We start from the raw sequence: 12,547 nt of genomic DNA, 5'->3' as shown, positions 1-12,547 counted from the left end.
GAGAGCTAAACATTATCCAATAACAAAATTATACAACTCATTATTAAGAAACAACTTGTAAAATGACTACATTTTAAGATGCGATACTTTCTGTTTTAAAAGCACCTTTAAGTAAGAGTGGAGTTCTGGCGATTACCAGGCAAATATACGACTTTATTTGGAAGATAAAAAAGGAGGCAAACGCCTCCTTTTTAATTTTGAGAGAAATCACCAATAAAATTGGCATAATATATGCTTAAATATTTATGTTCATTGTTTACGTGAACAACTTTGGAATAAAAGCTCCTCCGCTTTACTTTCCATTTCGGTGTCCGTGCTAATACCCCATTAAGTGCGGACACCTTTCCATTACTTACCTAATTATCCAAGAAGACTTAAAGCAGCCTGTGGACGCTGATTTGCCTGGCTAAGAATTGTTTGTGAAGCCTGTTGTAAAATCTGCATTTTAGTTAAGTTTGCAGTCTCAGTAGCAAAATCAGTATCTTTGATTCGAGATTTTGCAGCTGATAAGTTTTCAGAAATATTAGCTTGGTTTCTAATTGTTGATTGGAAACGGTTTTGTACAGCACCTAACTCCGCACGCTTTTTATCAACTACGGCAATCATTGAATCCATACCAGCCATTACAAACTGAGCATTACCTTGTGAAGAAACACTTATTGTAGTAGCTCTGAATCGAGTCGCAAAGTCATCTGTAGCACCAATTGCAGCACCGCTGATTTCAGATACACCCGCAGCTAAAGTAGTTAAACCTTTATTTGTTACTGCGCTTGCTACGCCTGCAATCCCTGAAACCGTAAAACCACCATTTGCAGCAATGCTATTAATAGTGGCAGTACCGCCTACAAACTTCATACTGAAACCAATTGTTTGAACGGCATCAGCACCCACTTGGAAACTTGCTTCATAACTACCATCAAGAAGGTTTTGACCACCGAAGGTTGTATCTTCAGCTACTCGGTTTACTTCAACCATTAAAGAGCGTATCTCCTCCTGAACCGCTAAACGATCTTCGTCAGTATTTGAACCGTTTGAGGCTTGTTGAGATAGTGTTCTAACACGCTGGAACATTGCTGTTACTTCATCAAGTGCACCTTCTGCTGTTTGTGCTAAAGAAATACCATCGTTCGCATTTCTATTACCTTGATTCAAACCATTAATTTGCGAAGTTAAACGGTCAGAGATTTGTAAACCTGCTGCGTCATCAGCCGCGCTGTTGATACGAAAGCCAGATGATAAACGTTTGAATGATACATCTAACGCATTGCTAGAGTTATTTAATTGTCTTTGTGCATTCAATGAACTAACATTAGTATTTACATAAAGTGCCATGATCTTTCTCCCAATGTAACTTTAAAAGTTTCTCTCAAATTTATTAACTGGTAGCCTTCAATTAAATTTGTATCTCCGGCTTGGTTAATTAAGTTATCGGGCGGCAAATAAATTCCTTTAGCTTTTTTTTAAGAAAATATTCAACCTATTGATTTGTTGAGGTTTCATTTGTCATTTTTGGTTTTAAATTCGTAGTAGCTTTAAAACTCAGAATGTGGGAGCTCTTTTTTAAACGATTGCTTTTATTATACAAAATATGGGAATTTATTCTTTCTCATGCTTAAAACAAAAAAGCTGTCAAATATCTGACAGCTTTAACATTAAATGACTTACGTATTGAAATCACCGGATGTAATCTAGAAGAGATAAATTAGATAACCTACCAAAAGTTGCCTGAGACGCTTGCAGTGCCGTTTCATGCTTTGTCAATTCAGTAATTGCCTCAGCCATATCTAGCTCGATTAACTCCGCCTTCGCAATTTGATTATTTATGTCTAAGTCACTATTTGCTTCTGTAATCCTAGTAGCCGTATTTAGCCTTCCTCCCAAGCCTGACTGAGTTTGGGAAACCAAATTTTTGGCATTTTCAATACCTATCATTGAGCTTGCTAAAACTTGCCTATAATCGGCATCAGGAATTGATACATCATTCAGAGTCGTTATCAAGTTATCCAACGTATTAAGCACATTGTCTTTTTCTGGAGGAGCCAGTTCAAACTCTAATGTACCTGTAGCGATGGTATCAAAACTAAAATCCATACCTGCTACAGAAACATGAGTACCGGAAAAGTTACCAGTCTGAATAGCTACTGCTCCCTGCCTAAGAACGTAGGTGTTTGGAGAGCCTGTTGTCATATCAAGAGTAAACGTATTTGCTCCTACAGGAGCAGCAGGATCAGGGTTGTAGTTCACTTTATGAAACTCATCAAATGGACCTTGCTCTTTAACATAAACCGACGCACTTGAAATACCACCTGTTACTGTTAAGCCTGTGTTTGAAACAACATTAAGACGCTGCTCTACACTTTCAAAGACATCAAGGCCATTATCACTCGATTTGATCTCTACGCCCTCAGCCACTTTTATCTTATGCTGCCCTTGGTCACCATTGTATGCGTAACGACCATTAGCACTATCAAAAGAAAAAGTCTTAGTATTATCTTGGTATCCAGAAAAAATATAACGACCGTCTTCACTCTTCGCATTCATTAAATCAAGCACTGCGGTTTTTATTGAACTTAACTCTTCTGAGAGTGCAGCTCTATCCGGTTTGGTTAATGCACCATTACCCGCTTGAACAGTTAGCACATGCGCACGTGTTAAAGAACCTTTAATATTCTCTAATACCCCTTCTTGGGTATCTAATCGGCTTTTTAGCATGGTCAAGTTTTTGGTGTACTGTTCATTTGTCTGAATTTTATCACCATATAATAAAGCTCGGGCCATAGCTGAAGGGTCGTCTGAAGCACTTAACACGCGCTTTTGAGTCGTCACCTGCTCTTGAGCTTTGTTAACCTCTTGCTGATTGTTCAATATAGAACTGAGGTTATTTTTAAAAATCATATTATGAGATAAACGCATAATTTATTACCTCGTTGCACTTAATAAAGTATCGAACACAGTTCGAGCTGTTGTAATTATTTGCGCTGATGCAGAGTAAGCTTGTTGGAAACGTAATAGATTTGCCGCTTCTTCATCTAAATTAACGCCGGACATTGACTCAAACCAGGCTTCTGATTGCTCAGCAAGTGCCTCAAAAGCGGCTCCATTGGTTTTCGCTTGGTTCGCAATTACACCAATTTCTGTTACTAGACCAGCATATGCCTCATTAAATGTTTTTAGATTGTCTGCTGTTGCCGTGGTGACAACATTCTGACGAACTAGTTCCTGTGAAGGTAATTTCGCCAGCTCTAAACCATTTCGGTTGTCGTCAAAACCACCAGTATTAAATTCAATAGTAAAAACGTCACCCGTTGCCGCTGTGCCATCGATGTTAAAATCAAAACCATAGCTATCATAAGGCGCGCCTGCTTGCGCTAGGATATTCTCAGCAGGCGGTGTAATCGTAAATGTAGTTGTACCGTTGCCATCTTGAATTTGGTATTCATTGGCATTACCTGTTTTGGTCAAAGTGATATCACCCTGAGTCAAACTTGGAGGCGAAGCTGTAAAGTTACTGCCAGTGCCCGTATTAGTTACTGAGCCGACAGAGATTGTGGCGTTGCTAGTGTTATTTGCTTCAGTTGTTGTTCGTATAGGGGAAGCCAATGCCAAACTTTCAGGTCTTTCTGTAGCAAGTTCCATTGTTGAAGCGGCTGTAGAATTTAATTTAATTAAGAAGCTATCACCTGTATTAGCTGTACCAGACACATTCATTTCTAAACCAAAAGACTCGCCACTTGTTATCGTGCTTGAGTCAATCACTCCTGCTGTGACATTGGCTGTTGATGGGGTACCTATCACATTGCCTTTGCTGTCTACAGCAGCGATTTCGACCGTTGTGGCACTTGTAAAAGTCACTCTAAAATCAGTAGCTGGGATTTCAGCGCCTTTGCCAACCTCAACAGTCGCATTGACTGAAGCAGAACCCGTGTTGTCGGCATAGGCATATCCACCTACTGTAGGAATAGAGAAAATATCTCCGCCAATATTGCCGTCTAGGTCCATACCTTTTTTGTTTTGTTCATTAAAGGCGTCAGCTAACGCTAAGCCTATTTGCCCCAGCTGGTTTTGTGCCGGATGTAATATTTCATCTCTGAAGGCTAGAAGGCCGCCCATTTTTCCTCGAAGCGTACTAATATTCACATCTAATTCAATGGCTTTTCCATCTGGAGAATCTAATTTTAGTTCTTTTATATTTGGATCTGGGTCGCCATCCATATCAAACGTATTAAATGTGCCATTTTCCATAACTAATGATTGACCTGACCCTAGGAAAACTAATTTTTCACCGTTCGGGCCATCTAATGTCTCAATATCCACCAGCTCCGCTAAATCTTTGATGGCTTCATCACGTTCATTAACCACTGAATTTCCACTGGTGATCCCAGATTGCAGCTCAACGGCAACCACTTTGTCATTTAAATCACTGATCTTTTGGATTAGGTTATTGGCTTCATCAGCCATGATACTCAGCTGTTCATTCACAATATTATTCTGATCAAAAACAATCCCCGAAAGACGATCCATCTGATCAACTAAGTTTTGGGCATCAGTTAAGAAAAGTGAACGCGTGACCGTTGAAGAAGGTAAATTCATTGCTTCTTGCAGGTTATTAAATAAAGAATTAATGCTGTTATTTAAACTATTAGACTCTTCACCAAACAAGGTATCTACGCGAGATGACTCAGTCACAAATTGTTCGTAATAAGTTTTATTGGAAATATCACGATTCAATTGCTTTTGAGCAAACTCATTAATTAAACGAACAGTTTCGCCACGGCCAACTTGGTTACCCACCATAGTGCTATGTTCGGTTCTTTCGCGAATATAGCCCTTAGTATTTAAGTTAGAGATGTTCTTACTGGTCGTTTGGAGTAATTCAGAATTCGCTCTGATCCCCGCACTGCCAATATTCATTAAATTGAAAGACATCTTAGTTAACTCCTTGACGTACTAGCGACGTTAACATCTGTTTAAATTCTCCTCGCTGTAAGACATTTTTTATTTTTTCTGCATAGTTTGGATCTGTGGCATAGCCGGCCTGCTGAAGTTCATCTAAGTACTGTTCAGGCTTATCTGTGTTATTCAATGCCTGGCTGTAACGTGGATTACTTTGAAGAAAATTCACATAATCATTAATACTGTCTTTTATTGATTCATAAGCTCTGAAGTTGGCTTGTTTTTGTACAGGCAAGCCTTTCTCAAACTCTAATGTCATTTTTTTGGCATGCTCTCCCTGCCAAGATCTATCCGCTTTGATATTAAATAAGTTAAGGCTGCTACTACCATCTTGCTTAGCAATAACATGCTTACCCCAACCTGTTTCGAGCGCTGCTTGCGCAATCATGACTGCTGGGTTCAAACCAATTTTCTGTGCAGCTGTTTTAGCGTGTTCCCACATCTCACTGATAAATGACTCAGGAGAATCAAAGCGAGGTTGTTCATCTGCTTTTTCTGCTTTAGCAACCTCTGGCGTTACTTCAGGTTGACGACGAATAAACTCTGGGAGCTGCTCAGTTGTTGTCTTTTGCATCGGTAACTGTGCATCATTACGAAGTACGGATGACGGTTTATATCCATCAACATTAGGTGAAAGCTGTTTAACAATAAGATCAGCTAAACCAAGACTACCTTTTTTTGATAACTCTAAAGAAAGCTGTTGATCATGCATCTCTTGAAAGAACTTCACACCACTTGAATTAAATGGGCTGTTTTTATCTTCCATTGCTTCATTGGCTTTACGCATACTTTTCATCAGCATTTGCGTAAAAATAGATTCAAACTGCTCTGCTGCTTTTTTTAGTGCTTCATTCGATGCTTGTTGATCGCCTCCGCTTTTCAACGCATCTTGTCTAAGTGCATTAAGATCACCTAAATCAAAGAAGTTTTGCTTTTCTAACGGATTGGTATTCATACTCATCAATTACACTAAATTAGTCATACACTAACAAAGCAATAATCGAGCCAAAAAAAGCCCCGCAATTGCGAGGCTAACTAATTGATTATAAATAAAACACTAAATGACGACTAATTGACCATTAATCGCACCAGCCTCTTTTAACGCTTCAAGGATCGCCATTAAATCACCCGGCGCAGCGCCAACTTCATTTATCGCTCTAACCAAATCATCTAAGCTCACACCTGGATTAAATACAAATGCTCTTGAGTCGTCTTGATTCACATCGACGATGCTTTGACGGGTAACAACCGTTTCGCCATTTGCTAGCGGTTGTGGCTGAGACACCATTTGGTCTTCAGAAATCGTCACTGTTAGACCACCATGGGTAATAGCAGCTGGTTGTAATTTGACATTTTTGCCAATCACAATCGTGCCTGTACGCGAATTAACAATAATTTTGGCTGAGGTGTCTGCCGGTTTAAACTCTAAATTCTCAAGTGTCGATAAATAAGCAACGCGCTGTGAAGGGTCACGAGGCGCAATTACACGAACAGACGCAGCATCCATTGGCTTTGCACTATTTGGACCGACCAAATCATTAATGGTGTCAGCCAAACGTTTAGCTGTTGTAAAATCAGGACGGTTAAGATTAAAAGTAATAAAATCACCTTGTGTAAAAGGGCTTGCAACGGCTCGTTCAACCGTCGCACCATTTGGAACTCGGCCAACTGTAGGAGTATTAATAACAACTCTACTTCCGTCTAACCCTTCAGCGCCTAAACCACCCACGATTAAACTGCCTTGTGCAATGGCATACACATTACCATCAACACCTTTTAGGAATGTTTGCAGTAAAGTCCCTCCTCTTAAGCTACCCGCGCTGCCTATTGAAGATACTGTAATATCAATATTCTGACCGGGTTTTACAAATGGAGGCAACTCTGCATGCACCGCCACTGCCGCCACATTTTTAATTTTTGGCTTTAAGTTAGCTGGTAATGTAATGCCAAAGCCACTCAACATGGCCTTAAAGCTTTGCTCTGTAAAACGAGATTGTTCACCTGTGCCAGGTAAACCCACTACTAGGCCGTAACCCACTAACTGGTTAGAACGAACACCTTCGACCATGCTGACATCTTTGATCCGTTCTGCTTGTGCTACTTGGCTCATAATTAAAAGCAAAGCCGCAGTCATTATTTTGAACATTTTCATCATAGTTCCTTAGAATGGCATTAAGGTACTTAAGAAAAACTTAGCTAACCAACCCGCACTTTGCGCTTCTTGACCGTCACCTTTACCTGAATATTGAATTCGCGCATTAGCAATTCGGTTCGACTCTACCGTATTATCTGACTTAACATCCGCAGCACGGATAATGCCCTCTATTCGCATAAACTCTTCACCCGTGTTAAGTGTTAACCACTTTTCACCACGAACAACCAAATTGCCATTCGGCAGAACGCGCATCACGTTCACCGAAATATTACCAAATAGACTATTTGATTGGTTTGCTTGGCTGTCGCCTGAAAAGGAGTTACTGGAGTTCATTCCGAACTGAAGACTTTGAGTGCCAATATTTACGTTTGCTCCACCAAGCCCTACGACTGGATCTAACGATGCTGCTGTTGATTTTCCTGTTGTTGTATTAGCTGCTTTTGTTGCAGAGGTTGTCTCTCTAAGTACGACTGTCAAAATATCGCCAACACGGAGTGCCTTTTTATCACCATATAAATCATTTGATAAATTTGGGTTAAAAAGAGAGCCTGTTGCGACAATTTGCTCAGCTTGTTGCTCTGGATAAATAGGCGCATAGTAAGGATCGTCTTTAACGACGTTTTTATTTTGTGTAGACACACACCCAGTTAAAAACAATGAGCCTAAAATGATAAAACTTACAATACGCATAGTAGCCTCCAGAGTTATAATTGCTGGTTAATGTAACTCAACATCTCATCAACTTTTGAGATAACTTTTGAGTTCATTTCGTAAACACGCTGAGTTTCGATAAGATTTACTAACTCTTCGGTCACATTAACGTTTGATGTTTCCAGTGCACCTTGCACAATAGAACCTAAACCATCAACACTTGGGTTGCCCTGTACAGGCGCACCACTCACTGCGGTTTCTGTATAAAGGTTTTGACCTATAGGCTCTAAACCAGATGGGTTGATAAAGTCACTGATCACCAACTGTCCAATAACTACGTTTTCTGCTTGCCCAGCTATCGTTACTGACACTTCACCGTCTTGTGAGATGCTAATTGACTTTGCATCGTCTGGCACATTCATTTCTGGCTGAACAGGAAAGCCTGCGCCTGAAGTCACAATTCTACCGTTCTCATCTGTGGTGAATTGGCCATTTCGAGAGTAAGCCACTGTGCCATCTGGCATTTGAATTTCAAAAAATCCAGGGCCTTGGATCATCCAATCCAGTGAATTTTCTGTGCTTTGCATATTACCTTGAGAAAAGTTCTTTTGGTTCGCAACTACTTTTGCACCTGCACCTAACATCAAACCTGACGGCAGTTCAGTATCTTGTGAAGAACGACCACCCGGCTGATTGATATTTTGATAAAGCAAATCTTCAAAAATCGCGCGGCTCTTTTTGTAACCAACAGTACTGGCGTTGGCGAGGTTATTCGAGATAACCGAAATATCAGTTTGCTGGGCATCTAAGCCTGTTTTACTGATCCATAATGCTGGGTTCATAACTTATACCTCACTCATCATACTATACGAAGAAGAGTGACATGCTTTTCATCCATCTCTTCTGCTTTTTTCATTAACTTCATTTGCATTTCAAACTGACGTTGATGGTTAATCATGTCTGTCATTTCATGCACTGGGTTTACATTAGACATTTCTAACATACCGCCCATTACTCTGGCTGTGGGCGATATATCACAGAAGCCGCAAAAGCCATCTTCTAATGCGTCTTCTTTAGGTCTAAATAATCCGTCGTTACCTTTTTGTAACTTGCTATTGTCGGCTTCGATGATTTTCAATCTATCGACAACTTCTAAAAAATTAGCGGGAGCGCCTTGTGGTCGTACTTGGATAGAACCATCATCACTGAATACCACTTTATCAACCGGGATTGGTAAAATAATTGGTCCACCTTCGCCAATAACTTGACGTCCATGACTCGTCACCAAAGAACCGTCCGTTTTTATGTTTAAAGTACCCACTTTGGTATATGCTTCCTTACCAGATACATCCAAGACACTGATCCAAGACTTTTGATCAACCGCAATATCTAAATCACGGCCAGTCTCTACAACAGCCCCCATGGTCATATTAGTGCCCGGTCGCTCTTGCATAGCGAAAACACGAGTCGGTAATCCTTCACCAAACGCTTGCATTGAACGCGCTTGTGCAAAGTCAGCTTTAAAGCCTGTGGTATTGGCATTGGCTAGGTTATTCGCTTTTAATGCCACGCCACGCAAACTTTGTTTGGCGCCAGACATTGCGATATACAGCATTTTATCCATTACATTTGGCCTAAAAATTAATCTTAAACCTAATAAAGCAATAAAGATGCCAACCTAATTTTGACGTGGAATAAAGAAAGGCCGCGGTTGCGGCCTTGATGAAAGAGGGTTTAAGTGATTATCGGATCTGTAGAATGTTCTGTTGTAGCGTCGAGTTAACTTCTAAGGCACGAGAGTTAGCCTGGAAGTTACGTTGAGCACTAATCAAATCTACGAGCTCGTTTGTAAGGTTAACGTTTGATTGCTCTAAAGCAGATGAGTTAATTGTACCTAATGTACCTGAGCCTGGCTCACCCGCGATTGGCTCACCTGAAGTTAGGCTCTTCTTCCAAGCTGTGCCACCAACTTGAGATAGACCTTGAGAATTCGAGAAACGAACCATTGCAACTTGACCTAAGAAAGAAGTATCGCCATTAGAGTATGACGCAACAACCTTACCATCCGTACCAATATCAATACCAGCTAGTCGGCCTACTGTTGCACCATCTTGCTCTAATGCTTTAACCTCAAAACGGCTAGCATACTGAGTAGGTAGTTTATTCGCTGTATTACCTTCATCGCTCCAGTTTACTGTAATATTATTTGGAAACTGTGCACCATTTGTTAGTCGACGTGTCAAACCTGTGGACGCAGTCGATGCAATATTAATATCAGGGAATGTTGTCGCTGGAGCTGTTACATCAGGCAAACCTGCCGCTGTAAATTGTAAAGTGTCGATTGGTGTGTGTGCACCTGTCGCTGTTTGAGCACCATTGATATCAATGGGGATTTCATCCATTGTTGCATACACTTGCCAAGAGTTATTTGCAACTGCTGGATCTTGTTTAACAAAGAAAAACTGTACAACATGTGGCTCACCTAACGAATCATAAATGGTCGTTGATGTTGATGAATTATAGCTTGTACTATCGCCTGGATCGAACGTTGTAGTTGATGGTGCGCCAGCACGTGAATCTAAGTTCATTGAACTATAAATGTTTGACGTGTGACGAGGTGAACCAGACGCGTCAGGAATTTGAATTGGAGATGCGGTACTCAGGCTCAGTGATGTTGTATTACCCGTGCCAGGGTCAACCGGAAAGCCTTGTAAGTAATTACCTGCGGCATCGGTTACGAAATTATCTTTATTAAGCTTAAACGCACCTGCACGCGTATAGGTATAATCTTGTGAAGAAATATCTTCACTCATTGCAAAGTAGCCTTCACCCGTAATCGCTAAATCTAACGAATTTTGGGTAAATTTAAGCGAGCCTTGGTGAAACTGCTGAGCAACCATAGTCGTTTGAGCACCGTCACCATTTTTAGTTTTGCCTGAACTAAATACTGAAGATGCATATACATCTGCAAATTCTGCACGAGACTCTTTGAAACCTGTCGTGTTAACGTTAGCAATGTTGTTTGCTGTGACATCTAAATCTTTTTGTGCCGCAGCTAATCCTGTTAATGCAATATTGAAACTCATGTTTTCACCTCTTTCACTTAAATTTACTTAAGTACTTAAATTCTATGCTATCTCTGCGACGTCTGATAATTTCACTGCGCCAGAGCTCGTATTAACAATGATGCCGTTAGCACCGTTTACGTTAACACTGTCAATGTTTTTGAATGTGGCCATAGGTAAACTGGTGTATTCACCGTTCAAACTACCCTCGGCCTTAATTTTGTAATTACCTGCAGGCATGGTTTCTCCGTCACCGTTTTTACCATCCCACTCAAAGCGGATCGCACCAGCTTTTTGAGCCCCCATGTCCATCTGACGAACTAGTTGGCCTTTGTCATCAAATATACTGACCGTTAGTTTCTCAACTGGACTTTGAGCAATGATCGAGCCTTTCGCTAATTGGTCATCACCAAAGTCTATCGAATCCGATTCTAATAGCGCTTTTTTGCCGACTAGCGTAGATGCCTGTAATGCAGAGTTAGAGGTCATTGAAGCTGACAGCATGTCAAACTTTTCATTTAAACCAGAAATACCTTCGGCCATCGTAAAATTCGTCATCTGCGAAATCATTTGGTCATTATCAGCAGGTTTACTCGGGTCTTGATAAGACAGTTGCTGAGTAAGTAGCGAAAAGAAATCTTCTTGCGTCAATGCATCGTTTTTCTTATCGCTCTGCGTTGTTTTATTTTGCTCAGACCAACGTAACGAATCCATATATGAAGATGCGGCATTAATATCGTTACTCATCGGCTATACTCCCACTAGCGCTGACCAAGTAATAAAGTTTTGCTGAGCATTTGCTTGGCTGCGTCAGCAACTTGGACATTGGTTTGGTACGAACGTGAAGCAGAGATCATGTTTGCCATTTCTTCTACTACATTCACATTTGGTTTATAGATGTACCCGTCTTTGTCAGCACTAGGGTGATTAGGGTTGTACTCAACCTGTAATGGCTTATCACTCTCTACGATGCCTAGCACTTTCACTCCTACCGATGCATTTAGCTGGCTTGGATCATGTGCCTCAGACGCTTTGGTCAGTTCAGCTGCAAATACAGGGTGTCGCGCTCGATAAACTTTATCTTGGCTAGAACTGATGCTATTGGCATTTGAAATATTACTCGCTGTGGTATTCAATCGAATATTTTGAGCACTCATTCCTGAGCCTGCTATATCGAAAACATTATATAAGCTCATGGTTATGCTCCTTGACTACCTAGGGCTTTCTTTAGCCCTTTAAACTTGCCAGTTAAAAATTGCAAACTTGCCTGATACTCTAATGCGTTTTGTACATACAAGTTTCGTTCCACTTGTATATCAACTGAGTTACCATCACCTGTATCTGCTTGATTTGGATTACGAAATAGCTCAACACTACTATTTAACTGGCTGCCGCCATGTAGATGTTTACTGTCTGTTCTTTGCATCATGTTGCCACGTTGCTGAGACGACTTTGCCGCTTTGAATGCCTGTGCAAAGTCGATATCTTTTGCTTTGTATCCTGGTGTGTCTGCGTTCGCAATATTACTTGCTAACATCTCTGCACGTTGTGAACGTATCAACATAGTATGCTGATGAACCCCAAGTGCTTTATCAAAACTAATTGCCATGACACGACTCCAAAAATTTGACTCTACGAAGTATAAGCAATAAACGAGCCAATATAAGAACATTTTATTTCAATAGGTTAGGAGGGTAATGTATAGATAGAAAGGTTTGAGGAG

12 protein-coding genes are annotated in these 12,547 nt (G+C 40.6%); all 12 read right to left on the bottom strand.

Annotated features, from left to right (window positions below):
* Window positions 1-360: 360 nt before the first annotated feature.
* The 12 genes from ABMY35_RS16045 to flgB all read right to left on the bottom strand — a co-directional run bounded on the left by ABMY35_RS16045 (window position 361) and on the right by flgB (window position 12,433).
* Window positions 361-1,332, bottom strand: a complete 972-nt coding sequence (locus tag ABMY35_RS16045; protein WP_349287133.1) for a flagellin — start codon at window positions 1,330-1,332, stop codon at window positions 361-363.
* A gap of 342 nt (window positions 1,333-1,674) precedes the next feature.
* Window positions 1,675-2,913, bottom strand: coding sequence for a flagellar hook-associated protein FlgL (gene flgL, locus ABMY35_RS16040; protein ID WP_349287132.1), 1,239 nt, complete (start codon window positions 2,911-2,913; stop codon window positions 1,675-1,677).
* Window positions 2,914-2,919: 6 nt separating this feature from the next.
* Window positions 2,920-4,926, bottom strand: coding sequence for a flagellar hook-associated protein FlgK (gene flgK / locus ABMY35_RS16035; RefSeq protein ID WP_349287131.1), 2,007 nt, complete (start codon window positions 4,924-4,926; stop codon window positions 2,920-2,922).
* Between the two features lies 1 nt (window position 4,927).
* Entirely contained in the window at window positions 4,928-5,908 is a 981-nt protein-coding gene (gene flgJ, locus ABMY35_RS16030; protein ID WP_349287262.1) for a flagellar assembly peptidoglycan hydrolase FlgJ, read from the bottom strand.
* A gap of 102 nt (window positions 5,909-6,010) precedes the next feature.
* Complete coding sequence (locus ABMY35_RS16025; protein ID WP_138483478.1) at window positions 6,011-7,105, bottom strand: flagellar basal body P-ring protein FlgI; 1,095 nt, start codon at window positions 7,103-7,105, stop codon at window positions 6,011-6,013.
* Window positions 7,106-7,114: 9 nt separating this feature from the next.
* Window positions 7,115-7,798 carry a flagellar basal body L-ring protein FlgH gene (gene flgH / locus ABMY35_RS16020; RefSeq protein WP_349287130.1) on the bottom strand — a complete coding sequence of 228 codons (684 nt, stop codon included), beginning with the start codon at window positions 7,796-7,798 and terminating at the stop codon, window positions 7,115-7,117.
* A 14-nt stretch (window positions 7,799-7,812) separates the two neighbouring features.
* A complete protein-coding gene (gene flgG, locus ABMY35_RS16015; RefSeq protein ID WP_058029157.1) occupies window positions 7,813-8,601 on the bottom strand; it encodes a flagellar basal-body rod protein FlgG in 789 nt (262 codons plus the stop codon).
* 17 nt (window positions 8,602-8,618) lie between these two features.
* Window positions 8,619-9,383, bottom strand: coding sequence for a flagellar basal body rod protein FlgF (locus ABMY35_RS16010; protein ID WP_138569046.1), 765 nt, complete (start codon window positions 9,381-9,383; stop codon window positions 8,619-8,621).
* Between the two features lie 118 nt (window positions 9,384-9,501).
* Entirely contained in the window at window positions 9,502-10,845 is a 1,344-nt protein-coding gene (gene flgE, locus ABMY35_RS16005; protein WP_349287129.1) for a flagellar hook protein FlgE, read from the bottom strand.
* 42 nt (window positions 10,846-10,887) lie between these two features.
* Entirely contained in the window at window positions 10,888-11,571 is a 684-nt protein-coding gene (locus ABMY35_RS16000; RefSeq protein WP_349287128.1) for a flagellar hook assembly protein FlgD, read from the bottom strand.
* 14 nt (window positions 11,572-11,585) lie between these two features.
* Window positions 11,586-12,020, bottom strand: coding sequence for a flagellar basal body rod protein FlgC (flgC, locus tag ABMY35_RS15995; RefSeq protein ID WP_058029153.1), 435 nt, complete (start codon window positions 12,018-12,020; stop codon window positions 11,586-11,588).
* Between the two features lie 2 nt (window positions 12,021-12,022).
* Window positions 12,023-12,433: a flagellar basal body rod protein FlgB gene (flgB, locus tag ABMY35_RS15990; RefSeq protein WP_138483450.1), complete on the bottom strand. Its 411-nt coding sequence runs from the start codon at window positions 12,431-12,433 to the stop codon at window positions 12,023-12,025.
* Between the last annotated feature and the right edge of the window lie 114 nt (window positions 12,434-12,547).

The organism is Pseudoalteromonas sp. BZB3 (assembly GCF_040104455.1).
Lineage (GTDB): Bacteria > Pseudomonadota > Gammaproteobacteria > Enterobacterales > Alteromonadaceae > Pseudoalteromonas.
This window is presented reverse-complemented; position numbering and strand designations above follow the sequence as displayed.